This window comes from Rhizobium sp. TRM95796 (assembly GCF_025779995.1).
In the GTDB taxonomy this organism is placed as follows: domain Bacteria; phylum Pseudomonadota; class Alphaproteobacteria; order Rhizobiales; family Rhizobiaceae; genus Rhizobium_E.
Genome location: NZ_JAOXHE010000001.1, coordinates 1,103,871 through 1,129,389 on the forward strand (window position 1 = coordinate 1,103,871; position 25,519 = coordinate 1,129,389).

The following is a 25,519-nucleotide window of genomic DNA, read 5'->3' on the forward strand; positions in this document are numbered from 1 at the left end:
GGGCAATCCATTCAACCAAGGAGGAGACCATGTTGAATAAATTGGGAAGACGGCTTTGCATCGCCCTGTCGGCGGCCGTGATCGGCGCGTGCGGCTTGATGAGCGGCCCAGAAACGGCCATGGCGCAATCCGGCATCGCCGGCAAGAAGGTGATCTTCGTGCCGATCTCGATGGGCATTTCGCTGACGGAAGGCTGGGCGCGCCGCATGAGGGAGCATGCGGCGATCTACGGCTATACGATCGATGTTCGCGATGCGGCCTTCAATACCGGCGTGATGTCCGAACTGCTGGCCAAGGCGATCAGCGAGAAGCCTGATCTGCTCGTCGTACACAATCCGACGGTGCAACTGCTGTCGCGTCAGATCAAGCAGGCCGAGGCCGAAGGCATCAAGGTATTGCAAATAAACCTGCAATCGAACCAGCCCTCCTCCGCCTTCGTCGGCGCCAATTGGGAGCGGATCGGCCGTGAGATCGCCGAAGACATCGTCAAGGAATGCGGCAAGGACAGCGGAAAATCCGGCAAGGTCGCGATCATTCCTGGCCAGCTCACAGCCGCCGACAGCGTGATGATGAACGACGCCGCCTTCAAGGTGTTCGAACGGCATCCGGAAATCGCGGTCGTGTCCAACCAGGCCTCAGACTGGGAGCCTGAAAAGGCCCGCCAGATCACCGCCACCGTGCTGCAGCAACATCCCGACCTCTGCGCCATTTTCGGCCATTGGGACGTCCACACGATGGGCGCCGGCAACGCCGTCAAGGACGCCGGCCTCGAGGACAAGGTTCTGGTCTACGCCACAGGCGGCGGCGATTCCGTCGCCTGCAAGGCGGTCGAGGACAAGGTGCTCGATCGCGTCTGGAGCTACGACGCCGACGGCCAGGGCCGCGACGCCGGCACGCTCATCGACCTTCTGCTGCAAGGCGCGTCGGGACCGGACGGCGCGATGCTCTCCCTCGAATCCCCGATGAAGATCATCAAGGCCGGCGACACCTATTCCGCCGATCTCTGCTGGAAGATGTAATCACCCTTGCGAGTGCGGGGCCGGCCTGCGCCAGGCCGGCCCCTTCGCAGGCCCGACACCGACGGATCCCGCAATGACCGCATCTTTCGAGTTCTCCAATCTGCAACGCCAGCCTGCGCCAAAGGTCGTGATCTCGCCGCGGCGAGTCCTGACCGATCTCCTGTCGAAAGGCTGGATCGAAAGCGCCATCCCCTTCATTGCATTTGTTTGCGTACTCGTCGGCGTGCTCGTGACGACGGACGGCTATTTCGCCGCATCCAATCTGCGCAATCTCGCCCAATATGCGGCCGACGGCGGATTGATCGTGCTGGCGCTGCTGATCGTCGTCGCGGTCGGCGGCATCGATTTGTCGGTGGGATCGAATTTCGCGCTATCGGCCTTCGTTGCGCTATATGGTTTTCACATTCTCGGACTTCCGGTTCCCGCCACGCTGGGTCTCAGCCTTGCCTGCGGCGCGCTGATCGGTGCGATCAACGGCTTGCTCGCCGGCATCATCGGTTGCGGCGCGCTTCTGACGACGCTCGGAACCATGATCACCGTGCGAGGCCTCTATACGCTGGCGTCGCAGGCGCGGCTGGTGGAGATTTCCAGCAGCAGCCGCCTCGACGACACATGGGATTTCATCGGCTTCGAGAAGCTGCTCACCATGCCGGTGGGTTTCTGGGTTCTGCTGGCGGTGGCGGTCGCGACCTTCGTGATGTTCCGGCAGTCGCGTTTCGGCTGGCACATCCTGGCGGTCGGCGGCAATCGCAAGGCGGCGCGCCATGGCGGCATTCAGGTGCGCTTCACCATTTTCCTCGCTTATGTTCTGGCCGGCCTCATCGTCGGCTTGGCGGGATTTCTTTTCGCAGCGCGGCAGAACAGCGCCGGCTCCGACACCGGGCTGGGCATGGAGTTTTTCGCCCTGACGGCGCTGGTCGTCGGGCTCGGCGGCTTCGTTCCCGGTCGCGGCGCGGTCATCCCCGTGCTGATCGGCTTCCTGACGGTCTATATTCTCAACAACGCGCTGATCAATGCGGGTCTGCGCGGCGATTTCGTCCAGTTTTCCCTCGGCGCGATCCTGATCGCCATTCTCGCCATCGATGTCCGCTTTCGCAAGAATCGGCATCGGCTGCTCGCCTCCGCCTATCTCGATCCCGTGGCGCTGGCGATCTCACCGATCAAGGGCATGGCGGGGCTGATGCCCGGCGACGGCGCGCCGAAACTGCGCGATGCGACGCTGCTGGCGGCGGGCGAAGTCGACGGACCTGAAGACGTACTGATCGATCGTGACGGCAATCTCTATTGCGGCACGCGCGACGGCTATATCATGCGGCTTTCTCCTCTCGACGGCGCGCGGGCGACGCCGCTCGCCAAGATCGGCGGCCGACCTCTCGGCCTCGCCTTCGATCGGGCCGGCGCCATCATCGCCTGCGTCGCCGGCATGGGCCTCGTGCGGGTCACCATGGACGGCGCCGTCGAGCTCCTGACCGACCAGACCGAACGCTCGCTGTTCAGCGTCAATGACGACACCGTCATCCGCATGGCCGACGATCTGGATATCGCCCCGGATGGCGTGATCTATTTTACCGACGCCACCAAGCGCTATGATATCGAGAACTGGGGCCTCGATCTGCTCGAAGGCCGCCCGAACGGTCGTCTGTTGAGCTTCGATCCGAAGACGCGCCGGACGCGCACGGTATGCGACAACCTCATTTTCCCGAACGGCGTCTGTCTCAGCCACGACGGCCGGCATCTGCTGGTCGCCAGCACCTGGGGCTGCTCCATCCTCGCCTTCGATCTCGACGATCTCGACGCCGGCCCCCGCGTCTTCCTCGATGGCCTGCCCGGCTACCCCGACAACATAAACCGATCGTCGGACGGCGGGTATTGGGTGGCGCTGGCCGGCATGCGCAATCCGGTGATCGACCTCGCCATGCAACACCCCGCCCTGCGGCGACGCATGACCAAACAGGTGCCGCCCACCAACTGGCTGTTCGGCAACCTCAATCTCGGCGGCGTGCTCAAGGTCGACGGCAAGGGCGCCATCGTCGATGCGCTGTGGGACGATGCGAGCGGACCGCTCTACATGATCACCTCGATGCGCGAACACAAAGGCGTCCTCTATCTCGGCGGCGTCACCAACGACAAGATCGGCCGACTGGCGCTCCCATCGGCCGATCCGCGCTGGACCGGTCAAGACAGCTATTGGGGGAAAGCATGAGCTGGTTCTTCAAGCGGGCCACGGCCAAGCCCCCGGTCATGACGCTGGAAGGCGTGTTGGGGCCGAACAGTCGGCTGGACGAGGCCCGATCGATATCGGTGGATCGCCCTGATGCGATCGCGATCGACGCGGCCGGCCGGCTGGTGTTCTCCTCGGGCGCATCGGTGTTCGCGCTCGACCATTTCAATGATGCGCCGCGCCTCGTACACGCCTTCGACGACACGGTCACCGCATTGGCGGCGAGCCCTGACGGACGGCTGGCGATCGGTCTCGCGACGGGCCGGATGCATGTCCTCGACCCGGCCGGGAAAGCGAGTTCCTGGGATTTCCATGCCAACGCCGATGCCGGGCCGGTGATCGACTGCCTGTTCGGCGACGGAGACGAGATCGTCACGCTGCAGAGCGGCTATCCCTCGGCCGACGCGGCGCTGTCGATGGCTCCTTGGGAACCGGCGCGCAGAGGCGTTCTGGCGGCGCATCTGCCGGACGGCGGTGTCCGTCGTCTTGCAGGCGAACTCCATTGCCCGATGGGCGTCACTCGCGATCGCGCCGGCGACCTCGTCATCACCGAACTCGACGCCGCCCGGGTAATCGATGCAAAGGGCCGGGTTCGCCGCGCCGGCTTTCCCGCTTATATGGGCCGAATCCGCAAAGTGGACGGCGGCTTCGCGCTCGCCTGCCTGTCCAGGCGCGATCCGCTGATCGAATTCCTGCGCACCGAGCGCCGTTTCGTCGACGAGATGAAGTCGACGATCGATCCGCGCCATTGGATCTCGCCGCGCGCAAACCCCGAATTCAGCGCCGATTTCCCGATCGAGCTCGGAGCGACGCGTCTGTTCGGCGAGATCAAGCCATGGGCGCCGTCTTTCTCCTACGGGCTGATCATCCTGCTCGACGAGGACTTCATGCCGATCGGCTCCGCCCAGTCGCGCGCCAACGGCCGTCGCCACGCCATCAGCAATGCGCTGGCCTGGAAAGGCGACTTGGTCGCCGTCAGCCGGGCCAGCGGCGAAATCCTCAATCTGGGATCCGTCACATGACCGAGACAGCCGCCCCGCCGATCATCCGCCTCGACAAAGTCACGAAGCGCTATGGCGGCATCGCCGCGCTGGACGGCGTAGACTTCGATCTCCATCCCGGCGAAATCCACGCATTGGCGGGCGAGAACGGGGCCGGAAAATCCACGCTCTGCAAGCTGATCGCCGGCGTCATTACGCCGTCCGAAGGCGCGCTGCAGATCGATGGCGCTCCGGCTACGCTCGCAGCGCCCAAGGATGCCAGCCGCCGCGGAATTTCGATGGTCTATCAGGAAACGACCCTCGTTCCGCAGCTGACCGTGGCGCAAAACATCGTTCTCGGTCGCGAGCGCGTGTTCAATTCCGTGCGGAAAGTGCGCAGCGCGGCCCGGCAAGTGTTGCAGCGGCTGAATTTCAACGTCGATCCGGGACAGCTGGCCGGCTCTCTGTCGGCCGCCAAACGGCAGATGGTCGAGATCGCTCGCGCCGTGCTCAACGATGCGCGGGTCATCATCCTCGACGAGCCGACGGCGGCCCTCACCCCGGAGGAAACCGAACACCTGTTCGAACTGATGGGCGCCCTGAAGAAGCGCGGCGTGGCGATGATCTTCATTTCGCACGCGCTCGAAGAGGCCCTGACCTATGCCGATCGCATTTCGGTGCTGCGCAACGGCAGGCTGGTGGCGACGGGCCCCGCCGCCGATTTCGATCGCGCCCGCCTCATTCACCATATGGTCGGCGAAGAATTGCTGGAGACCTCCGGGCGCGGCCCGTCGGAGGCGCGTCCGCGCTCGGCACTGCCGGTGCTGAGGGTGGAAAGCCTGCGCATGGGCAGCATGGTCAACAACATGTCCTTCTCCATCTTTCCCGGCGAAATCACCGGCATCGCCGGACTGATCGGCTCGGGCCGCAGCGAAATGGCCAAAGTCGTGATGGGCCACACCAAACGGAATTTCGACGGCGGACGCATCTGGCTCGATGGCCGCGAGGTGCGCTATGCGCTGCCCGCCCAAGCGGTGGCGGACGGCATCGCCTATGTCAGCGAGGACCGCAAGCTCGACGGCTTCTTCGATACGATGAGCATTCGCGAAAACATCGAACTGGGCTGGCTCGCGAAGTTCGGCCGCGGCCGTTTCCTCTTGCCCATGGCGAGATTGCGCGGGCTGGCGACGCATTGGTCGCAACGTCTCTCCATCCGCAGCATCGGCGACAACCAGTCGGTCCTGCACTTGTCGGGCGGCAATCAGCAGAAGGTCGTCATCGCCAAGTCGCTTGCCCAGAAACCGCGGCTGGTGATCTTCGACGAACCGACGCGCGGCGTCGACGTCGGCGCGATCGCAGAAATCCGCAATATCATCCGCGACTTCGCCGACGCCGGAGCGGGCGTGATGCTGATCTCGTCTTACCTGCCGGAAATTCTCGATCTCTCCGATCGCATCCTCGTCGCCAAGGGCGGCGCGATCGCCGCCGAATTCTCCCGCGAGGACGCCACCGCCGAGGCCATCCTCAACGCTGCCATCCACTGACGCCGCCCCGTTTCGTCGCGACAGCCGGACGGCTCAGCCCTGTCCGAATTCGGTCGCACGGAAGCCCACGCCGCGAGCCGGCCGCCATTGCTCCGGCTTCCCCGCCAGAGCGGTGCGATAGGCTTGCGGCGCGGCGCCGTTCCAGCGCTGAAAGGAGCTCGGGAAACGGGCGACTTCGGAAAAGCCCAGAAGATCCGAGATGTCGGTGACGGTGAACGCGCGGGACGAAAGATATCCATTCCCCAGTTCGTTTCGCACCTGATCGAGTCAGCATCCTTTGCGCGACAATGTCATGCAACGCGCCCCCGGAAATTCCGGCCTGCGCCGGCATCGCGACCTCTGTCGCCTGCAGCCGGGGGTCATTTACCAACAGGGCGACATCGTCATGGCGAAGCACGACCTAGCCGCCTGTATGCACATTGCTGGTCGTCAGCATCTCGCTGGCAACGTGATGACGATCCGCCCATACAAGACGCGAGGAAACGACGTTGTGGTCACACTGGAGCTTCCCGATGCGTTGATGGACATCATCAACAGGACGAAGACCGGCGATCTGCATTTCATCGTCAGCGACAAGGGAAAGCCCTACACAGCCGAGAGTTTTTCGAACTGGTTTCGGAAGGCGTGTAGGGCTGCTGGCGTCAACAAATCGGCGCACGGTGTCCGAAAGCTGTCATCCACGCTGGCGGCGAACGGCGGCGCAACGGTGCATGACCTGATGGCGCAATATGGATGGACGACATCCCGACAGGCCGAAATCTACACCAAGGGCGCCGAGCGCGCGAAGCTTGGAATGAAGAATTCGCGCATGCTCGCAGAACAAATAGAGGCCGCCAAAATCCCGCACCCAAAACCCGGTGCGGGATCTAGGTAGAAAAACGAAATGAAATCAAGGGGATAACTTTAGGATGGTGGGCGTGACAGGGATCGAACCTGTGACCCCTTCGGTGTGAACGAAGTGCTCTCCCGCTGAGCTACACGCCCATCCTGTCGAAAAACCAGCCGGAGCAGGCTTCCCGTTTGCGGTGCGCAGCCTCTAACAGCTTTGCGGGGGCAATGCAAGCGGCGGCGTTGTTATCATGCGGTTTTCTGGAGCGGGATCTCGGAACCCGCGAGTTTCAGCCGGTCGGCGGCGTCCTTGAGATCCTGAGTGAAGGTCGAGGCGGCGCTGGCGGCGGACAGAATAACCTCTGCGACCGCCGCGTCCACGTCGCGCGCGCGCGATTCGACGGCGACCGGCTTGCCGAGCAGATAGCCTTGCAATTCGTGGCAGCCGATCTGCGTCAGGAAGCGCGCCGCCTCTATGGTTTCGACGCCTTCGGCCACCAGCGTCATCCCCAATCCGCGGCCCAGTTCGGCGATGGTGCGGATGATGACGCCGGAGCTCTCGGCTTCGTCGAGATTGGCGACGAAGCTGCGGTCGATCTTGATCGTGTCGAACGGAAAGCGGCTGAGATAGGACAGAGAGGAGTAGCCGGTGCCGAAATCGTCGAGCGCGATTTCGAAGCCCTTGCGCTTGAGATCCTGAAGAATGGCGAGCGCGCGGGCGTCGTCGTCGATCAGAACGCTTTCAGTGATCTCAAGTTCGAGACGGTCGGTCGATATTCCCGCCTTGCCGACGATCCCGACGAGCGAATCGACGAAGCCGGGCTGGCGGAACTGCAAAGGCGACACGTTGATGCTGAGTTTGCCGTCGGGAATGTGCTCGGCGAGGATCCGACACGCTTCCGAGACGACCCACAGACCGATCGGCACGATGTGCCCCGACGCTTCGGCCACCGGAATGAAATCGGCCGGGCTGATCATCTGGCCATCGCCGTCGCGCCAGCGCAACAGCGCTTCATAGCCGGAGATTGAGGCGGAGGCGGTGTCGACCCGCGGCTGGAGGTAGAGTTCGAATTCCTCCCGCTCCAGCGCCTGGGCGAGCTTGGCCTCGAGTTCGCGGCGCTTCTCGGTCAGTTCGTTCATGCCGGGTCGGAAAATCGTCCAGCGATTGCGGCCGGCGTTCTTGGATTCGTAGAGCGCGATATCGGCCAGCGCGATCAGGTCGTCGGGCGTTTCGGCGTGATCCGGGCAGCGCGCCATGCCGATGCTGACGCTGACCGGACACATCGCGCCGCCGCCGATATCGACCGGTGTGCGGAAGGCGCGGATCAGCCGCAGGCCGAGATCTGTGAGCTGGTTCTCGAAGGCGGTGTTGACCACGATGACGGCGAATTCGTCGCCGCCGAGCCGCGCCACTGTGGTGTTGGGGCCGGAAATGTCGGACAGACGCCGGGCCACTTCGCAGATCACCTTGTCGCCGGCCTGGTGGCCGTAGACATCGTTGATATCCTTGAAATGATCGATGTCGACCAGCGCGAGAGCATGGGAGGCTCCATGCGTCGTGGATGTCGTGCGCCGCGCCAGTTCCTCGTTGAACAGCACGCGGTTCGGCAGGCCCGTCAACGGGTCGTGCTGGGCCATGTAGCGAATGCGTTGCTCCGCGGCCTTGCGTTCCCTGAGATCGATGATGCAGACCACCCGCGCCTGCTGGGCGCGATAATGGATGTCGCGGCTGCGGACTTCGATGGGGATATGTTCGTTGTCGGCGCTGACCATCACGGTCTCGAATGTCTGCTCGCCCTGCGCGCCGAGCCGCGACTTCAGCCTTTCGGCTTCTTCCGGCGTGACGAAATCCAACAGGCCGCGACCGATGACCTCGTGGCGCTGCCCGCCGAAAAGCTTGCTGAACTGGTCATTGGCGTCGACGATCGTGCCGCCGATATGGACGAGGATGGCTTCGAGCGCCGCATTGGCGAGCGCGGCGACGCGGTCGGCCTCCTGCAGGTCGCGCTTGGCGTGCTCGACGTCGAGGCGCTCCTTTTCGCGTTCTTCCAGAGTGTCCATCAGGCGGTTGAACAGGCCGGTCAGCGTTTCCGCCTCGCCGCCATTGTCGTCCGGCAGCCGATGTTTGAGATTGCCGGAGCCGCCGAGCAGATCCGACAATGCCGTCTCGACATGGCCGACGCCCAGACGGGTATCGTGCTCCGCGACGTTGAGGCCGATATCCTCGGCTTGCGCGCTGACCCGGATCGGCGAGACCTTGTCGAGCAGCCAGAAGAATGCGTAGCCCACCGAAAAAGCCCAGAGGAAATTGACGACGGAGCCGAGCAATTGGATTTCGAACTGCGCCCAACGGCCGCCGTTCGGCAGATTGTCGACGGGCGCGAGAAAAGCCAGCATCAGCGTGCCGATGACGCCGGCGACGGCATGGACGCCGACCGCTCCCACCGCGTCGTCGATCCTGAAATAGCGCTCGATCGCATGCGTGCTCCAGACGGCCGCCGCAGAACCGACGGCGCCGATGGCCATGGCCCCTGCCGGCGTCAGAATGTGGCAGCCGGCTGTGACCGCGACCAGGCCGCCCAGCATGCCGGTGAAGGATTTTTCCGGCAGGATGACGCCGTTGCGAAGCCCCATGACATAGCCGATCGAAGCCCCCATGCCGCCGGCGAGCACGGTGTTGAGAACAATGATCGGCACATCGGCGCTCATGCGCATGGCCGAACCGCCGTTGAAGCCGAGCCAGCCGAAAAACAGCAGGAATGCGCCCGTGGTCGACAGAACGGGACTGTGCCCGGATATCCGGGTGATCGAACCGTCCTCGCGGAATCGGTTGCGCCGCGCGCCGATCACCAGACAGGCGGCCAGCGACACCCAGCCGCCGGTGGCGTGCACGACGGTGGAGCCGGCGAAATCGACGAAGCCGAGATTGGACAGGAAAGCGCCGGACGACGGCCCGAGCGCGCCGCCCCAGGCCCAATGCACGAAGACCGGATAGATGAGCGCCGACATGACAATCGAGCCGGCGACATAGGCCGAGAGCTTCATCCGTTCCGCAACCGCGCCCGACACGATCGTGGCCGCCGTCCCGCAGAACATGACCTGGAAGACGAAGAAGCCGGCCTCCCAAGGCTCGAGGTCGTTCAACATGAAGAAATCGTGGCTGATGCCGATGAACATGCCGGCAGACGGCGCAAAGGCGATCATGAACCCGACGGAGGCGAAAGCGACGATGCCGAAGACGAAGTCGAGCAAGTTCTTCTGGGCGACGTTGATCGAATTCTTCGATCGAACCATGCCGGCTTCCAACAGCAGGAAGCCGACCTGCATCATCATCACCAGGGACGACGCCGTCATCAGCCAGGTCAGGTCGATCTGCGCCTTGTAGGACATGTCGTCCTCGGCCGCCACGGCGACGACAGGCGCGCCGCACAGAACAATCGCGGTCAGGGCAATGGACGACAAACGACGAAAAAACAGAGCTCTAAACATGGGCGATCCCGGAAAAGTCCGGCAAAAACTATCCCCACGACATTAAATTATCGTTTCATTTTGAAACGAATCAGGATTATCCCGCTGATAGTCCTACGTAATTTAGAGTATCGAAAAGTAAGGAGGCCGGCCGAAGCCGGCCAGCCGCTCTCATGCGCCCTCATAGCCCTGCAGGACGCCCACGGCGTTGACGCCGATATCGGCGACCGCATAGCCGCCTTCCTGCACGAACAGCGTCGGCAGACCGAGCTTGGCGATGCGCGCGCCGATCTTCGGGAAGTCCTCCGTCTTCAGCTTGAACTTGCTGATCGGATCCTTCTCGAATGTGTCGACGCCGAGCGAGACGACGACGACGTCGGGCGCGTAGTCGACGAGCTTGCGGCAGCCGTCTTCCAGCGCCTCGTTCCAGGTCTCGAACGTCGCGCCCCAGCGCAGCGGATAATTGAGGTTGAAGCCTTCGCCCTCGCCTTCGCCGATCTCGTCCTTGTGGCCGAGGAAATAGGGATATTCCTGCATCGGGTCGGCATGGAGATTGATGACCTGCACGTCCTTGCGGCGGTAGAAGATCTCCTGCGTGCCGTTGCCATGGTGATAGTCGACATCGAGGATCGCCACGCGCGATGCGCCTTGATCGAGGAACCATTGCGCGGCGACCGCGGCGTTGTTGATGAAGCAATAGCCGCCCATGAAGCCGGCCCCGGCATGGTGCCCCGGGGGACGGCAAAGCGCATAGGCGGCCCTCTCGCCGCCCTTGACGAGCGCGGCCGCCGTCAGCGCCACGTCATGCGAGGACTTAATCGCGTCCCACGAGCCTTCGACCATGCCGATGCCGGCGTCGAAGGAATAGTAGCCGAGCGCGCCGTCGATGAAGTCGGGAACGACGTCACCGCGGAGCCCGCGCGTCGGCCAGGTGAAGGGCAGCGCGGTGCCGTCGCGGCCGGCTTCTTTCCAGCGCGGATAGACCGTCGGCAGGAAATCGAGAAAATCCTTGCGGTGTACGCGGGCGGCGGTGTCGAGTGTATGCTCGTCGGGTCCGAGGATCGGGCCGAGGCCGACCTCGATGATCCGGTCATGGATGAACTGCGCTCGAGAGGGCATCTCATAGGCGGGAACGATGGCCCCCGCGACGAGCTCGAGATTGTTGGCGTGGCCCAGATGGCGGGGGGAAAAAATCGTTTTCATGGCGGAATTCCGGTGAATGAAAAACCCGCCGCGATGAGCTCGCGGCGGGAGACGAAGACGAAGACCTTACTTCTGCAGTTCGGTCCAGATCTTGGTGTAGAGATCCTGGGTGGCGGGGTCGCAAAGCTTCATGAATTCGGCCTTGGCCTTGACGTCGGCCGGCGGATTGAGCTCGGGCGCGCCCTTCATGTCCTCGGGCATGAACTTGTCGGAACCGCTGATGCCGTTGGAATAGCGCGCGAAAGCCGAGATCATCGCGGCGTTTTCCGGGTCCATGATGAAGTTCTGGAACAGCTTGGCGTTTTCGACATTCTTGGCTTCCTTCAGCACGACCACGTTGTCGGACCAGAAGGTGATGCCTTCCTTCGGATAGAAATAGTGGATGTTCGGCTTGGCGAGTCGCTGGCGCAGCGCCGATCCGTTCCAGTCCGAGGTCGCGGCGAAATCGCCGGCCGTCATCTTTTCGATGGTGTTGTACTCCATCGCCACCCAGTTGGGCTTGGCCTTGACCAGCGTGTCGCGGGCCTTTTTCAGGATCGCCTTGTCGGTCTCGCACAGCTTGCCGCCGTTATAGGCGATCGCCGCATACAGGACATCCGACATCTCAGGCACGATGTTGATCTTGCCCTTCAGCTCTTCCGGCGGATCGAACAGGATGCCCCAGCTATCTGCCGGGCCCTTGTAGACATCGGTGTTGACGACCACGCCGACCGAACCCCACTGCCACGGAACAGAATATTTGCGGCCCGGATCGAATTCGGGATTGGCCCATTCCGGAGCGATGTTCTTGGCGTTCTCCATCTTGCCGGGGTCGGTCTCCTGAATCAGGCCTTCCTTGATCCAGATCGACAGATGGCTCTGGCTCGGCACGGCGATGTCGAAGCCGGTGCCGCCCTGACGCACCTTGGCGAGCGCGGTGTCGTTGGAGTCGTAGTCGGTGATCGTGACCTTGACGTTGTATTTCTGCTCGAATTTCTTGATCATCTCGGGGCTGGTGTAATTGCCCCAGTTGTAGATGTGCAATTCCCCGTCGGCATGAGCAAAACTGGCCGACGCCATCAGCATGGCGAAGCCCGCCAGCATTTTCCGTCCCATTGTCATTTTGGTTCCCTTTCTTATGAACTTCGTTTTCGGTTGATGAAGAAGAAGATGGTCACCGCCAGCAAGGAGAGCAGCAGGAACATCGTGGAGATGGCGTTGACTTCAGGCGTCGTGCCGCGGCGGATCTGGCCGAGCATATAGGTCGGCAACGTGTCCTGCCCGCCGGATTTGACGAATTCGGTAATCACGACGTCATCGAGCGAGATCACGAAGGCCAGCATGAAGCCGGCGATGATGCCGGGCCAGAGCAGCGGCAGCGTGATGTAGCGAAAGGCCTTCACGGGCGTGGCGTAGAGATCCGCCGCCGCGCGCTCCAGCGTGGTGTCCATGCTTTCAAGTCGGGCGCGCACCGGCAGATAGGCGAACGGCACGCAGAAAGCCGTATGCGCGGCGATCAGGTAGCCCATGCCCGAATAGCCGGTCCACATCTTGAGCCTGGAGAAGAAGATCAACAGCGCCACGGCGGTGACGATTTCCGGCACCATCAGCGGCAGATTGAGGAAGGCGTATTTCGCGGTCATGCCGCGATAGGGCGCGGTGCGCGTCATCGCCACCGCGGCGAGCGTCGCCACCACGGTCGCGACCAAAGCCGCCACGGTCGCGATCTGGAACGAACGGCCCGCAGCCTCGATCACCCGCACATTGCCCAGCGCCGAGCGATACCAGTCCAGCGAAAAACCGCCCCATTCGGAAATGCTCTCCCCCGCATTGAAGGAAAACACCACCAGCACCGCAATCGGCACATAAAGCGCGACGAAGGAGAGCAAAGCGATGGTGGTGAAGCCGCGCTGGCGACGGACGTCGAATATGCGGTTAGCCATGGCTCTTCTCCATCGAGCCGGAATTGCGGACATAGGCGATCAGCGCCACCATCACCAGCGCCATCATCACGATCGACAGCGCCGCGCCGAGCGGCCAGTTGCGCCCCTGTCCGAACTGCAGTTCGATCAGGTTGCCGAGCATCAGATTCTTGCCGCCGCCGAGGATCGAAGGCGTCACATAGGCGCCGAGCGAGGGGATGAACACAAGAATCGAGCCGGCGATCATGCCCGGCTTGACCAGCGGAATGACGATGCGACGGAGCACCTGGAACGGCGTGGCGTAGAGATCATAGCCAGCCTCGACCAACCTGAAATCGAGCTTCTCCATACTGGCGTAGAGCGGCAGCACCATCAGCGGCAGATAGACATAGACCATGCCGGCCAGGATCGCGCCATCGGTGAACAGCATCTGGATCGGCGCATCGATCACGCCCAGCTTCATCAATAGCGTGTTGATCAGGCCCTGATTGCGGATCACCTCCAGCATCGCGAAGGTGCGGATGAGAAGATTGGTCCAGAAGGGGATGGTGATCGCGAACACCCAGAGATCGCGGCTGCCCGCCGGCCGCGTGGCGATGAAATAGGCTGTCGGGAAACCGAGAAACAAAGTCAGCAGCGTCGTCAGCACCGAGAGTTGCACCGAACGCAGGAAGATCGACACATGCGCATCGGCGATGGTCAGCGTATCGTCGAAAATATCCCGCTGCAGCACGACGCCGACCCAGGATTCCGTAGAGAATGTCCAATTGACATCGCCATATTCACCCGGCATCAGAAATGAGTAGACGAGCACGATCAAAAGCGGGCCGGTGGCTGCGAACAGAATGATCAGCAGCGCCGGCAGCGACAAAAGCCAGCGATTGCGAACATCCCGTCTTTGCTGCGCCTCGATGAGAGCCTCGTGACGCGCCATGATCTCAACCCCTCAAAACACGGATGGCGGCGTCGGGGAGCATGACGCCGAGGGTCTGTCCTTCCCCGATCGCGCTCTCCTCGCCCGGCCGGTTCTGCTGGCGCACGGTGAAGGTGGAGCCGTCGGAAAGACGAAGGTTGAAATAGGTGTCGGTGCCGAAATAGACGATTGACGCGACCTCGCCGGACAGCGCGCCGCCCTCGCGGGTTAGCCGGCTATGCTCGGGACGGATCATCACCGTCACTTCGTCGCCGGCCGAGGCGCCGTCGGGAAGGGGACCGGTGAGCGAGACGCCGCAGGCGAGGTCGACTTTCGCCGCGCCGGCCTCGATCGCGCCGATCCTGCCCTTGAGGAAATTCGTCTCGCCGATGAAGTCGGCCACGAAGCGATCGGCGGGCCGATCGTAAATGTCGCGGGGCGCGCCGACCTGCAGGATGCGGCCCGCCGACATCACCGCGATCCGGTCCGACATGGTCAGCGCTTCTTCCTGGTCATGCGTGACGAAAATGAAGGTGATGCCGGTTTCGGCCTGCAGCCGCTTGAGCTCCACCTGCATTTCCTTGCGAAGCTTGTAGTCCAGCGCCGAGAGCGGCTCGTCGAGCAGCAGCACCTTGGGCGCCGGCGCGAGCGCGCGGGCAAGCGCCACACGCTGCTGTTGACCGCCGGACAACTGGCTGGTGGCGCGTCCCGCGAGATGCTCCATCCGCACGAGCTTCAGCATCTCGGCGACGCGCGCCTGGATCTCCGTCTTGGGTCTACCGAGCATCTTCAGGCCGAAACCGATATTGTCGGCCACCGACATATGCGGGAAAAGCGCGTAATTCTGGAAAACCGTGTTGATCGGCCGTTTGAACGGCGGCATTTCGGCGATGTTCTCGCCGTAAAGGATCAGGTCGCCTTCCTGCGGGAATTCGAAGCCGGCGATCATCCGGAGCAGTGTTGTCTTGCCGCAGCCGGAAGGGCCCAGGAGCGTAAAGAATTCGTTTTGCCGGATCGAGAGATCGGCTTCCCGCACGGCCGCCACGCGGTAGTCGCCATGGCCGTAATATTTGGTCACGCCGCGAATGTCGATCGCGTTGGTGTCACTCATTCTGACTCACATCCCAGGTTTCGGTGCGCATCGTCATGATGCTCTCCGCCCATGCCTCGAGCCTCGTCAAAAAGTCGTCGGCATGTAGATGTTCCCCGGATCGCTTTGTTTTTTCTCAATTTTTGAAATGCTGATTTCAGCGATCGCCCGATTAACTGACCACAGCGAAACGAAATTGACAACTCTGTTTTCGGCGTCCCGGACCTAAAATTTTTTAGCCTGAGACGCCGAACGGTTTGCGGTGGCGTCAGGCCTCGTAGGTCACGCGGCCGCCGCAGACGACCAGCGACGGCGTAACGCCATGGATAGCCTCGGGATCTCGCGCCTCCAGATCGGCGTCGAGCAGTGTGAGATCGGCGAAATAGCCCGTCCTGATCATACCCTTGCGATCTTCGTTGAATTCCGCATAGGCGCCTTCGGCGGTATAGGCGGCCAGCGCCTCCTCGAGGGTAAAGCGCTGGTCGGGATCGCCGTCCTGCCACGTCTTGCGCGTCAGCGCCGCCTGGACCGAATACATCGGATCGATCGGCGACACCGGCCAATCCGAGGCGAAGGGGATATGCGCCCCGGCGTCCTTGATCGTCCGCCAGGCGTAGGAATAGCGCCAACGGTCCCGGCCGATCATCGAAATCGTCGGCTCGAGCGACAGCGACATCACGCCCGGCGCATGCGCCGGCTGCATGGAGGCGATGACGCCCAGTTCCTTGAACCTGTCGATGTCGTCGGGATGGATCACTTCGATATGCTCGATGCGGTGGCGGCTGTCGCGGGGACCATTGGCCTGCCGCGCCGCCTGATAGGCGTCGAGCACCGCGCGCACGGCGCCGTCGCCGATGGCGTGCACGGCGATCTGCAGGCCCCGTCGATCGGCCTCGATCACCACGTCGCGGAACTGCTCGGGCTCGAACAGGCTCTCGCCATGGGCGTCGGGCTTGTTGGCGTAGGGCTCGATCATCACCGCCGTCCAGCTGTCGATGACCCCGTCATGAAACAGCTTGACCGTGCCGGAGGAAAGAAAGTCGGAGTTATAGGCTTGCGCCATCGCCGACGCCTTTTCGAGCATCGGCAGGTCCATGAAGCTCTTGTAGTGGAAGGGAATGCGCACGCGGAGCGGCAGGAAGCCGTCGCGCTTCTCGATCTCGGCCAGCAGTTGCAACTGGTAGAGATTGCCGTCCATGCATTGCAGCGAGGTGAAGCCGTGGCGGGCGCAGTAGTCAAGCCCACGCCGCATCACGACGATGTCCGTTTCGAACTCGTCTTCTTCAGGATACGGATCGGGCTCGCCGCCGGTGGCGAGACCCAGCCGGTAGCGCTCGAAGCCCGACGCGCGCAGCAGCGGTCCAAAGGCTTCCATCTCCCGCAGTTCACCGGTCGCAAGCCCGTCCTCGCCCATCACCACTTCATTGCCCGGACGAACCTTGAGACCATGCAGCAAGCCGCCGAATTCCAGCGCCTTGGTGTTGGCCCAGACAGTGTGATGATCATGGGCGAAGACGGCAAAGGGACGATCCGGAAAGATCCGGTCGAGGTGATGCCGCGTCATGCGCTCGTCGCCGAGAATGGTGTAATTGGCTCCCTGGCCATAGAGCACCGCCTCGTCGGGCATGGCGGCGCCGTAGGCGAGCGCCTTTTCCTTGAGCGCCTCGAAGCCCTCGACGCCGGCGAGCGGGAGATGGTCGAGTTCCGCCGCGCCCGAGAACAGATGCAGGTGATTTTCCGACAAACCCGGCGTCAGCGTGTTGCCGCCGGCGTCGATGACACGGGCGCTTTTATCCGCCAGAGCACGCATCTCGGCGTTCGACCCGACGCCGGCGATCTTGCCGTCGGTGACATAGACCGCTTCCGCGCGCGGATTGGCCGGATCCATGGTCAGGACGGACGCGTTTTCGATCAGGATGGGGGTGATGCCGGACATGAGCGACTCCGAAGGCTGGCTGTATCGGGTTAGGCTTAGCAGATCTCCGCCAAAACCATAGACGCGCGCCGGAAGCGCGCGCCTGAAAAAGATCGGGCCTCAGGCCTCTCAAATCCGCGGAAGATAGGTGCGGTAGTCGAAATCGGAGACGGTGCGGAGAAAGGTGAGCGCTTCCTTGCGCTTGGTGTCGGCGTAGAGCCTCTGATAGTCGCGTCCGAGGATGTCGCCGATGAAGGCGGAGGACGCGAAAGCCTCGACCGCCGTCAGGAAGTCATGCGTCAGCCGCTCGGGATTTTCGGGGCCCCCTTCGGGCGAGGTCGCCGGCCCGGGATCCAGCGTCTCGTCCAGTCCGAGCAGCATGCCGCCGAGAATGGCGGTCAGCAGAAAATAGGGATTGGCGTCGGCGCCGGCGACGCGATGTTCGACGCGCGCGCCGGGCCCATCCTTTTCCGGAATGCGCACCGCCGTGCCGCGGTGGCTGAAGCCCCAGTCGATATCGACAGGCGCGAACGAACTCGGCTGAAAGCGCCGGTAGGAATTGGCGAAAGGCGCAAACAGCAACTGGCTCTCGCGCATGGTCTTCAGCATGCCGGCGGTGACGGATTTGAGCAATGTCGGCTCGCCGCCTTTGGCGTCCAGCACATTGCGGCCGTCCTTGTCGATCAGGCTCGCATGCACATGCAGGCCGGAGCCGGCCTGGTCGGAATAGGGCTTGGCCATGCAGGTGGATTTCAGCCCCAGTTTGCGCGCCGCCTGCTCCACCACCCGCTTGAGATAGATGCAATCGTCGGCCGCCGCCATGGCGTCGGCCTTGTGATTTAGATTGATCTCATACTGGCCGGCGCCGAATTCCGCCGTGGTGGCGTCGGCCGGCAGGCCCATCTCGGCGCAATAGGCGCGCACGAGATCGAGATAGGGCTGCATGCTGTCGACCGCGTCCATCTCGTATAGCTGGAAGCCGTTGGGCGCGCCCTTGCAGGTAAGGATCGACGGCGGCATGGGCACGCCCGTTTCGCGGCTCGAACCCTCCATCACGTAGAATTCGAGCTCGGTCGCCACCACAGGCGTCAGCCCCTTCTCCTTGAAGCGTTCGAGGATCGCGGCGAGCTTGGCGCGCGGATCGCAGAAATGCGGCGCGCCCGCGAGCGTGTGCATGGTGGCGAGCGTCTGGCTCGATCCCATGGGCGCCCAGGGCATCGGCCGATGGCTGGCGCGGTCGGCGATGACGGCGCCGTCGGGATCGCCGAGCGTCAGCGAAATCTGGGTCAGATCGTCATTGTCGTCGCCCCAGATGTCGAGCGATTGCGTCGAGGCCGGCAACCGTACAGCGCCTTTCCAGACCTTGTCTTCGGCCTCGATCGGGATCTGCTTGCCGCGCAGGCGGCCATTCATGTCGACCAGGAGGATTTCAATGCGCGGCGGCGTCGCGGGGTTCGAAATGCCGGCGTCCGGTCTCGATGATGTCATGATGAGTTTGGGCCTCGCTGAGCAGGTTTGTCTGGCGAAACGGGCAAAAAGCCGTTGATCTCTTGCCAAAATCGGGAAGTCAGGCCAATTTGGTAGCTGATAACACGTCGCCTTTCAATCAGGCAAAACCGCCGCGTCCCTCGCCTTGCATCCCTCCGGAGCCGGGAGGGCTTTCTGCGGCAAGGGGGAATGACATGACCAGCACCGCCGCGCTCTCCAACATCGCCGCCATCGACGCCGCCCATCATATTCATCCCTTCTCGGATATGAAGAAGCTGAACGAAGCCGGCTCCCGTGTGATCGCCCGCGGCGAGGGATCGACCATCATCGACACCAACGGCAAGCGCTATCTCGACGCCTTCGCCGGCCTGTGGTGCGTCAATATCGGCTATGGCCGCACCGAGATCGCCGAGGCCGTGCGGGCGCAGATGGACGAACTGCCCTATTACAACACGTTCTTCAGCACCACGACGCCGCCGACCGCGCTGCTCGCCCAGAAGGTGACGGCTCATGCCGGCGCCAACATCAACCATGTCTTCTTCACCAATTCCGGCTCGGAAGCCACAGACACCTGGTTCCGCATGGCGCGCGTCTATTGGGCGGCGCTCGGCAAGCCGGAAAAGACCCATTTCATCGCCCGCCGCAACGGCTATCACGGCTCCACCGTCGCCGGCGCCAGCCTGGGCGGCATGAAATACATGCATGAGCAGGGCTCCCTGCCGATCGAGAAGATCCACCATATCGGCCAGCCCTACTGGTATGCGGAGGGTGGCGATCTCTCGCCGGAAGACTTCGGCGTGACGGTCGCCCGCGAACTCGAAGCCAAGCTCGACGAACTGGGCGCGGACAATGTCGCCGCTTTCGTCGCCGAACCGATCCAGGGCGCCGGCGGCGTCATCGTGCCGCCCTCGACCTATTGGCCCGAAATCGTCCGAATCTGCAAGGAACGCGACATTCTGCTGGTCGCCGATGAAGTCATCTGCGGCTTTGGCCGCACCGGCAGTTGGTTCGGCCATCAGCATTTCGGCTTCGAGCCGGATATGGCGCCGGTCGCCAAGGGCCTGTCGTCGGGCTATCTACCCGTCGGCGGCGTGCTCGTCAGCGACCGCGTCGCCAATGTCATCATGCAGACGGACTTCAACCACGGCTACACCTATTCCGGCCATCCGGTCTGCGCCGTCGCAGCGCTTGAAAATCTCCGCATCATCGAAGAGGAAAAGCTCGTCGAGCGCGTGCGCGACGACATCGGCCCCTATTTCGCCAAGGCCTGGCATGCGTTCACGGATCACGATCTCGTCGGCGAAACCCAGGCCGTCGGCCTGATGGCCGGCCTGCAGATGGCCAAGGACAAGAAGACCCGCGAGCGCTTCGAAAAGCCGGATGCAATCGGCACCTGGGTGCGCAATCATTGCGTCGAAAACGGCCTGATCCTGCGCGCCACCGGCGACCGCATGCTCGCCTCCCCGCCGCTGATCATCACCGAAGAGGAGGTGGATTTCATGGCCAAGAGGCTGAAGGCCGCGCTGGATGCGGCATGGAAAGAGTGGAAGTAAGCATACGTCGCGGATAGCCCCTCATCCCCCGCCGGGACCTTCTCCCCGCAGTAGCGGGGCGAAGGAGGATGGAGCGCCCACATTGCCACATCCTCCTTCTCCCCGCATGCGCGGGGAGAAGGTCCCGGCAGGGGGATGAGGGGCGGTGCACGACACGCATCACAACCCTCCTGTCACATCCCTGACGCCTCCTTACGCTACCTAAACGCAAGCCTGACACGGGAGCCGCGCATGAAGTTCATCCACGTCACCGATCTTCATCTGCTTCCAGAAGGCGGCAAGCTCTGGGGGCTTGATCCGTTCGAACGTTTCGAGGCCTGCCTCGACGATATCGCCGCCCATCAAGCCGATGCGGGTTTCGTGGCCGTTACCGGCGACCTCACCGACAGGGGCGAAGCCGCCGCCTATCAGCGGCTCAAGGAGCGGCTGGCGCGTTTCCCCCTGCCCTGCCATCTCATTCTCGGCAATCATGACGACAGGGCGAATTTCCGCGCCGTGTTCTCCGATCGCCCCGTGGATGAAAACGGCTTCGTCCAGTTCGCCATCGAGGCGGATGGTCGCACGCTTCTCTTCCTCGACACGCTCAAGGGACCGCCCTCGTCGGCCGGCCTCTATTGCCCGGCGCGACGCGAATGGCTTGCCGAGCAACTGGATGCCGCCGACGGCAAGCCGATCTATCTCTTCATGCATCATCCCCCCTTCGGCATCGCCCATCCCCTGATGGACAAGATCATGCTCGACGATCCCGAGGATTTCGCCGAGATCCTTTCAGGCTACGATGTCAGGCATATCTTCTTCGGTCACGGCCATCGCGCCGTCTCCGGCGTCTGGCGCGGCATCAGTTACTCCGCCCTGCCATCGACCAATCATCAATTGCCGCTGGTCGGCGGATCGGTGGAAACCGTCTATAGCGACGAACCGCCCGCCTATGCCGTGGTGCATCTGAGCGAAGAACAGACGATCATCCACAACGACGCCTTCCTCGACCGACGCCCGGCGCGAATGCCGATCGAAGCCGAGCGCGATGACTGGTATTGACGAGGTGGACGGACGCGGCTTGCGCATCATTTGCGGCTGACAAAACTGCTTGGATCTGAAATCAACTTTCTTGCGCGATACTGCGCAGAATTCCGAACGCCATCTCTTTCCAGCCGTCCAGATCAGGATATGGACGGGCGGCCCGACTCACAGCAAATTTATGACATTTTCTACGTTTTTCGCCGCATTGCGACATCTTGAAGGCTGCCGCGCGCATCGTTGAACATTGCCTTGCAACAGCGATTTTTAGAACAGCCGGCCAGTCAGGCAGCCGCCGACACCCCTCCCGATCAACCATTTTCCGCGCTCCTGAAATGGACCGGCGGCGGCGTTATGGCCGCATGTGATTCGGCCCCAGGGTCCGATCACATGTCTCCCGCTTCTTTCCAAGGGCCAGATGGAGGAGAATTCCATTCCTGCGACCGACAGCCGGACCAGCTGAATATTTCCTCCCGACAGACATAAGTTAATACCATTTCGGATTTATTCCGGAAAGTGCAAATAAAACTTTCCTCGAATGCATCTGGGAGCTTCGAAGTATATTTGCGACCCTTGCCGGCAGCGGAATTAGTTCTGCGAAACAAAAGTTGTTCGCGGCTTCGGAAGCCACAGCAAAATCAAAAAGTGCAATCAACTAATTTTATAATTCAATAATTTTAGGAATTTCATCTTTCACGAAGTAATGTAAAGTTTTTAACATAATAAATATAAATCTGATATTGAAAATATCAACAAAAGATGGATATGATCGCAATTTTAATTTCAATATTTTAGTATAGCATATTTATATGTCTATATTTTTGTTTTCTGTTTGACAGACTTCCTCTCGGAATCAATCATAAAACCGTCCGGATATTTTAGTGTAAAAGGAAACGATTATGGGTCTTCCAAACTTTCTTTGCATCGGCGCACAGAAAGCAGGCACCACATGGCTGCACCATATGCTGAAACAACATCCAGATATATGGCTACCTCCTGTAAAAGAAATACATTTCTTTGATAGATCAATTGATAATAAAAAATCATTTTCTGAGAATTTTAACAGATACAAGCGAGCAATTCAGAAGCATAAAAAGGCGAAACCGGAAGTTGAAAATGATGAATATGTTTATGAATTGAACTATTTAACCTCTCTTGCGTCGGATGATTTCCTAAAGGACTCATGGTACAGCAGAATATTTGATCACAGAACTGCATTTGAGAGGATTTCTGGAGAAATAACACCTGCCTACCTGGACATGGAAAAGCCCAGGGTCGAAAAAGCAGCAAAAATGCTGAAAGATGCCAAATTCATTGCGATCATTCGCGATCCACTTGCTCGCGCCGTTTCTCAGATCAGAATGACTGCGGAGAGGAGCAAATTAACTACAATCGACGAGACGTCATGGCGGCGTTTCCTTCATCATATGCGGCAAGGCCCCCGCGGCCTGTACCACCGCAGCATCCCCAACTGGAAGAACGCAGCCGGTACGGATCGCCTTCTGTTCCTGCCGTTCGCAATGCTCAAGAACGAGCCCGAAACCCTGTTGACCACGATCGAAGATTTTATCGGAGCGCCGCGGTTCGGCAATTATGTCGCGGCCGAGGAAGGTGTGAACGTGAGCCAGAAGATCGAGATCCCGGATTGGGTGACGGATAAGCTGGTGCAGCAAACCGCCCCGGCCAAGGAGTTTTTGATCAGCGAATTCGGTCGAGATTTCTTCGAACAAACGCGCTGACGCCCGCAGATCCGCGCCGACGCTCACGACGGATCAAATCGGCGCCGGCGTCTCTCTTTGTTCTGGACGGTCGTTCGGACGCTCACAGATCGCCCGGAATCGTCGCCTTCGCTCGCTGGCAGCACCCGGCCGGGATTGAGGATTCCGTTGGGGTCGAGCGCCGCCTTGATGCGGCGCATCAGGGCGATCTCTTCTGGACTGCGGCTATGGCCGAGATAGGCGCGTTTCAACCGACCGACTCCGTGTTCGGCCGAGACTGCGCCCTTGAAGCGGCGAACATGGTCGTAGACGATGCCATCGACCGCGTTATGCTCGGCCTCGCCGGCCTGGCCGACGGAGATGCAGAGATGGATATTGCTGTCGCCCATATGGCCGAAGACCGAAACATGCGCTTCCGGATAATCGGCAAGGATGTCGTCGGTCACCTCTCGAGCATACGCGTCGAGATCGCCGATCGGCAGGCTGACGTCGTAATTCATCAGGTCCGGCAGATGGTCGAGCGCATAGCCTTCCCGCACTTTCCAGACGTCCAGCCTCTGCTTTTCCGATTGCGCGATCACGGCGTCTGCAATCAGGCCCTGTTCGAATGAGGCCTCCAGAAACGCTTCGATCGAGGCTGCGCCGGTCTGCTCGATCAACACCACGAAGGGCGGGGTCTCCTCGAAGAAGCGCAATCCTTCCGCCTTGGAGCTGAAATCGAAAAAGTTTCGCCACATCACCTCATACGCCGACAAGCCCGCCATGTCCTTGCGCGCGGCATGCAGAAGCGACACCGCCGCCTCGTAACTCTCTACCGCGCAGAGGCAGGTTTCACGGCCCTCGCCGATCGGCTTGAGCTTCAGAACGGCGCGGGTGATGACGCCGAGCGTGCCTTCCGAGCCGATGAACAACTGCTTGAGATCATATCCGGTATTGTTCTTCTGCATCTTGTTGAGCGAGGAGATCACCGTTCCATCGGCGAGGACCGCTTCGAGGCCGAGCACATTGTCGCGCGTCACGCCGTGGGAGATGACGCGGATGCCGCCGGCATTGTTGGCGAGATTGCCGCCGATCTGGCAGGAGCCCCGCGCGCCGAGGTCGATCGGCAGCAAAAAACCGGCCTCTTCCGCCGCCTTCTGCGCCGTCTCCAGCACCGTTCCCGCCCATACCGTCATCGCGCCGGCGTCGCGGTCGATCTCCTCGACGCCGGCCAGGCGATCGAGCGACAACGCCACGTCGCCGCCGTCCGGATTGGCGCCGCCGGCAAGCCCGGTCATGCCGCCCTGAATGGTGACCGGTCGGCGCGCCGCGTTGCAGAGCCGCAAAGCGTCCGCCACCTCCACCGCCGTGCGCGGCCGGAGATAGATCGCAGGCATGGCGCGCCCGGTGCGGCTTTCGTCGGACTTCGCCTTGCCGGGTATTTGGTCTCCGCTGAACACGACGCCCTCGCCCAGCACATCGAGAAGATCCTGCAACAAAGGGTCGAACGGCTGGGTCATGACAGTCTCAGGCATGATGGAAAAAGGAGGGAAGATCCGAAAGCCTCGCCGCGCCTACCTGCTGCATCGTGCCGAACAATTCCTGTTTCAGCACGTCGATCAGATGCGCCGGCCCCTCGTCGCTGACCGCCGCAGCGAACAGGAAAGGCCTTCCGAGAAAGACGTAATCCGCCCCCAGCGCGATCATCCGGGCGATGTCGAGGCCGGAGCGAACACCGCCATCGACCATCACCAGCGCGTCCGGCCCGAGCTTCGCCCGGACCTTGGGCAGCATGGCGGCGGAGGACGGCGCGGCGTCGAGCTGGCGTCCGCCATGATTGGAGACGATTACGCCATCGGCGCCGGAGGCCATATAGGCGGCCGCCTCATCGGGATCGAGCACGCCCTTGACGACGAGCTTGCCCGGCCATTGGTCGCGAATGCGCTTGAACCGCTCGGCGGTAATGTGCCCCGACAGGATCTCGCCCAGAAAAGTCCCGAGCTGGGTGATGCTCAGGCTTGGCGGCGCATAGGGTTCGAGATTGCGGAAATGCGGCATGCCATGCCGGGCGAGCCGCATGAGCCAGCGCGGTCGCGCCAGCACATGCGCCAGCGTTCGCGCGGTAATCTGCGGCGGCACCGAGAGCCCGTTGCGGATGTCGCGATCGCGCCGCGTGGGCGCTGGAATGTCGACGGTGACGACCAGCACCTGATAGCCCGCCTCGCGCGCCTTGCGGATGAGATCGCTCTCCATCTGCGGGTCATTGGGCGGATAGAGCTGAAACCAGCCATTGCCGCCCGAATGCCGCTTCATGTCTTGGAGCGATTGCGTCGCATGCGTCGACAGCACATGTACGATGTTGTGGGCGCGGGCCGCATCGGCGATCGGCTTTTCGCAGCCCGGCCAGATCAAGCCGTTGAGCCCCATCGGGGCGACGCCGAACGGCGCATCCAATTGCGCGCCTAACAACGATGTCGAGATCAGCGGAATATCCGCCTCGCCATTCAGATAGCGCGGCGTCATCAGCACCGACTGGAGATCATCCACATTGCGCCGGACATTCTCTTCCGGGCCGATGCCGCCGGTCATATAGTCCCAGGCGAAGCCCGGAATGCGTGTCCGGGCTTCTTCCTTCATATGCGCCACCGAGGGGAAGCGCCGGCTCAAATCGGCCATCAATGC

General features: G+C 61.9%; 20 protein-coding genes and 1 tRNA gene. 8 read left to right on the plus strand and 13 right to left on the minus strand.

Translation table 11 applies throughout. The features are described 5' to 3' along the window. Positions 1–29 precede the first annotated feature (29 nt). The 4 genes from OCK01_RS05260 (at position 30) to OCK01_RS05275 (ending at position 5,764) form a co-directional block, all read left to right on the plus strand. On the plus strand, positions 30–1,019 hold the full coding sequence (locus OCK01_RS05260) for a sugar ABC transporter substrate-binding protein (RefSeq protein WP_263822982.1): 990 nt from the start codon (positions 30–32) through the stop codon (positions 1,017–1,019). Between the two features lie 73 nt (positions 1,020–1,092). Beyond that, positions 1,093–3,222 carry an ABC transporter permease gene (locus OCK01_RS05265; RefSeq protein WP_263822983.1) on the plus strand — a complete coding sequence of 710 codons (2,130 nt, stop codon included), beginning with the start codon at positions 1,093–1,095 and terminating at the stop codon, positions 3,220–3,222. Further along, entirely contained in the window at positions 3,219–4,262 is a 1,044-nt protein-coding gene (locus OCK01_RS05270; protein WP_263822984.1) for a hypothetical protein, read from the plus strand. The genes OCK01_RS05265 and OCK01_RS05270 overlap by 4 nt, the downstream gene beginning before the upstream one ends. Continuing rightward, positions 4,259–5,764: a sugar ABC transporter ATP-binding protein gene (locus OCK01_RS05275; RefSeq protein ID WP_263822985.1), complete on the plus strand. Its 1,506-nt coding sequence runs from the start codon at positions 4,259–4,261 to the stop codon at positions 5,762–5,764. Before OCK01_RS05270 ends, OCK01_RS05275 begins: the two co-directional genes overlap by 4 nt. Before the next feature lie 33 nt (positions 5,765–5,797). On the opposite strand, the gene OCK01_RS05280 is transcribed toward OCK01_RS05275, so the two are convergent. Continuing rightward, complete coding sequence (locus OCK01_RS05280) at positions 5,798–6,022, minus strand: hypothetical protein (protein WP_263822986.1); 225 nt, start codon at positions 6,020–6,022, stop codon at positions 5,798–5,800. Positions 6,023–6,056: 34 nt separating this feature from the next. Here OCK01_RS05280 and OCK01_RS05285 point away from each other — a divergent pair, with 34 nt between their 5' ends. Further along, positions 6,057–6,638: a tyrosine-type recombinase/integrase gene (locus OCK01_RS05285; protein ID WP_263822987.1), complete on the plus strand. Its 582-nt coding sequence runs from the start codon at positions 6,057–6,059 to the stop codon at positions 6,636–6,638. Positions 6,639–6,673: 35 nt separating this feature from the next. On the opposite strand, the gene OCK01_RS05290 is transcribed toward OCK01_RS05285, so the two are convergent. The 9 genes from OCK01_RS05290 to OCK01_RS05330 form a co-directional block, all read right to left on the minus strand. Next, a tRNA-Val gene (locus OCK01_RS05290) sits at positions 6,674–6,748 on the minus strand. Positions 6,749–6,841: 93 nt separating this feature from the next. Then, entirely contained in the window at positions 6,842–10,081 is a 3,240-nt protein-coding gene (amt, locus tag OCK01_RS05295; protein WP_263822988.1) for an ammonium transporter, read from the minus strand. Positions 10,082–10,231: 150 nt separating this feature from the next. Then, entirely contained in the window at positions 10,232–11,263 is a 1,032-nt protein-coding gene (locus tag OCK01_RS05300) for a histone deacetylase family protein (RefSeq protein WP_263822989.1), read from the minus strand. 66 nt (positions 11,264–11,329) lie between these two features. Beyond that, on the minus strand, positions 11,330–12,358 hold the full coding sequence (locus OCK01_RS05305) for an extracellular solute-binding protein (RefSeq protein WP_263823165.1): 1,029 nt from the start codon (positions 12,356–12,358) through the stop codon (positions 11,330–11,332). A gap of 20 nt (positions 12,359–12,378) precedes the next feature. Further along, positions 12,379–13,185 (minus strand): ABC transporter permease, encoded by an 807-nt coding sequence (locus OCK01_RS05310; RefSeq protein ID WP_263822990.1) that lies wholly within the window; start codon positions 13,183–13,185, stop codon positions 12,379–12,381. After that, a complete protein-coding gene (locus OCK01_RS05315; RefSeq protein ID WP_263822991.1) occupies positions 13,178–14,098 on the minus strand; it encodes an ABC transporter permease in 921 nt (306 codons plus the stop codon). The genes OCK01_RS05310 and OCK01_RS05315 overlap by 8 nt, the downstream gene beginning before the upstream one ends. Before the next feature lie 4 nt (positions 14,099–14,102). Continuing rightward, positions 14,103–15,188: an ABC transporter ATP-binding protein gene (locus OCK01_RS05320; RefSeq protein ID WP_263822992.1), complete on the minus strand. Its 1,086-nt coding sequence runs from the start codon at positions 15,186–15,188 to the stop codon at positions 14,103–14,105. Between the two features lie 247 nt (positions 15,189–15,435). Next, the gene (locus tag OCK01_RS05325) at positions 15,436–17,103 is read right to left on the minus strand and encodes an amidohydrolase (RefSeq protein WP_263822993.1); all 1,668 of its coding nucleotides are present in this window, start codon (positions 17,101–17,103) and stop codon (positions 15,436–15,438) included. Positions 17,104–17,211: 108 nt separating this feature from the next. Then, positions 17,212–18,570: a glutamine synthetase family protein gene (locus tag OCK01_RS05330; RefSeq protein ID WP_263822994.1), complete on the minus strand. Its 1,359-nt coding sequence runs from the start codon at positions 18,568–18,570 to the stop codon at positions 17,212–17,214. 194 nt (positions 18,571–18,764) lie between these two features. Here OCK01_RS05330 and OCK01_RS05335 point away from each other — a divergent pair, with 194 nt between their 5' ends. Next, complete coding sequence (locus tag OCK01_RS05335; protein WP_263822995.1) at positions 18,765–20,123, plus strand: aspartate aminotransferase family protein; 1,359 nt, start codon at positions 18,765–18,767, stop codon at positions 20,121–20,123. 231 nt (positions 20,124–20,354) lie between these two features. Continuing rightward, entirely contained in the window at positions 20,355–21,161 is an 807-nt protein-coding gene (locus OCK01_RS05340; protein ID WP_263822996.1) for a phosphodiesterase, read from the plus strand. A 61-nt stretch (positions 21,162–21,222) separates the two neighbouring features. On the opposite strand, the gene OCK01_RS05345 is transcribed toward OCK01_RS05340, so the two are convergent. Then, entirely contained in the window at positions 21,223–21,459 is a 237-nt protein-coding gene (locus OCK01_RS05345) for a hypothetical protein (protein ID WP_263822997.1), read from the minus strand. Between the two features lie 580 nt (positions 21,460–22,039). On the opposite strand from OCK01_RS05345, the gene OCK01_RS05350 reads away from it, so the two are divergent. Next, a complete protein-coding gene (locus OCK01_RS05350; protein WP_263822998.1) occupies positions 22,040–22,879 on the plus strand; it encodes a sulfotransferase family protein in 840 nt (279 codons plus the stop codon). Positions 22,880–22,902: 23 nt separating this feature from the next. Here OCK01_RS05350 and OCK01_RS05355 read toward each other — a convergent pair whose 3' ends face one another. After that, positions 22,903–24,357, minus strand: a complete 1,455-nt coding sequence (locus OCK01_RS05355) for an FAD-binding oxidoreductase (protein ID WP_263822999.1) — start codon at positions 24,355–24,357, stop codon at positions 22,903–22,905. A gap of 7 nt (positions 24,358–24,364) precedes the next feature. Then, positions 24,365–25,513, minus strand: a complete 1,149-nt coding sequence (locus OCK01_RS05360) for an alpha-hydroxy acid oxidase (protein ID WP_263823000.1) — start codon at positions 25,511–25,513, stop codon at positions 24,365–24,367. Positions 25,514–25,519 lie beyond the last annotated feature (6 nt).

What these genes read in the sequence shown, in the direction of transcription:
- OCK01_RS05315 (WP_263822991.1), bottom strand. Translation starts at nt 14,098, where the DNA reads ATGGCGCGTCACGAGGCTCTCATCGAGGCGCAGCAAAGACGGGATGTT.
- OCK01_RS05360 (WP_263823000.1), bottom strand. Translation starts at nt 25,513, where the DNA reads ATGGCCGATTTGAGCCGGCGCTTCCCCTCGGTGGCGCATATGAAGGAA.
- OCK01_RS05320 (WP_263822992.1), bottom strand. Translation starts at nt 15,188, where the DNA reads ATGAGTGACACCAACGCGATCGACATTCGCGGCGTGACCAAATATTAC.
- OCK01_RS05340 (WP_263822996.1), top strand. Translation starts at nt 20,355, where the DNA reads ATGAAGTTCATCCACGTCACCGATCTTCATCTGCTTCCAGAAGGCGGC.
- OCK01_RS05345 (WP_263822997.1), bottom strand. Translation starts at nt 21,459, where the DNA reads ATGGTTGATCGGGAGGGGTGTCGGCGGCTGCCTGACTGGCCGGCTGTT.
- OCK01_RS05265 (WP_263822983.1), top strand. Translation starts at nt 1,093, where the DNA reads ATGACCGCATCTTTCGAGTTCTCCAATCTGCAACGCCAGCCTGCGCCA.
- OCK01_RS05300 (WP_263822989.1), bottom strand. Translation starts at nt 11,263, where the DNA reads ATGAAAACGATTTTTTCCCCCCGCCATCTGGGCCACGCCAACAATCTC.
- OCK01_RS05330 (WP_263822994.1), bottom strand. Translation starts at nt 18,570, where the DNA reads ATGACATCATCGAGACCGGACGCCGGCATTTCGAACCCCGCGACGCCG.
- OCK01_RS05275 (WP_263822985.1), top strand. Translation starts at nt 4,259, where the DNA reads ATGACCGAGACAGCCGCCCCGCCGATCATCCGCCTCGACAAAGTCACG.
- OCK01_RS05325 (WP_263822993.1), bottom strand. Translation starts at nt 17,103, where the DNA reads ATGTCCGGCATCACCCCCATCCTGATCGAAAACGCGTCCGTCCTGACC.
- OCK01_RS05310 (WP_263822990.1), bottom strand. Translation starts at nt 13,185, where the DNA reads ATGGCTAACCGCATATTCGACGTCCGTCGCCAGCGCGGCTTCACCACC.
- OCK01_RS05260 (WP_263822982.1), top strand. Translation starts at nt 30, where the DNA reads ATGTTGAATAAATTGGGAAGACGGCTTTGCATCGCCCTGTCGGCGGCC.
- OCK01_RS05270 (WP_263822984.1), top strand. Translation starts at nt 3,219, where the DNA reads ATGAGCTGGTTCTTCAAGCGGGCCACGGCCAAGCCCCCGGTCATGACG.
- OCK01_RS05355 (WP_263822999.1), bottom strand. Translation starts at nt 24,357, where the DNA reads ATGACCCAGCCGTTCGACCCTTTGTTGCAGGATCTTCTCGATGTGCTG.
- OCK01_RS05285 (WP_263822987.1), top strand. Translation starts at nt 6,057, where the DNA reads ATGCAACGCGCCCCCGGAAATTCCGGCCTGCGCCGGCATCGCGACCTC.
- OCK01_RS05305 (WP_263823165.1), bottom strand. Translation starts at nt 12,358, where the DNA reads ATGGGACGGAAAATGCTGGCGGGCTTCGCCATGCTGATGGCGTCGGCC.
- amt (WP_263822988.1), bottom strand. Translation starts at nt 10,081, where the DNA reads ATGTTTAGAGCTCTGTTTTTTCGTCGTTTGTCGTCCATTGCCCTGACC.
- OCK01_RS05350 (WP_263822998.1), top strand. Translation starts at nt 22,040, where the DNA reads ATGGGTCTTCCAAACTTTCTTTGCATCGGCGCACAGAAAGCAGGCACC.
- OCK01_RS05335 (WP_263822995.1), top strand. Translation starts at nt 18,765, where the DNA reads ATGACCAGCACCGCCGCGCTCTCCAACATCGCCGCCATCGACGCCGCC.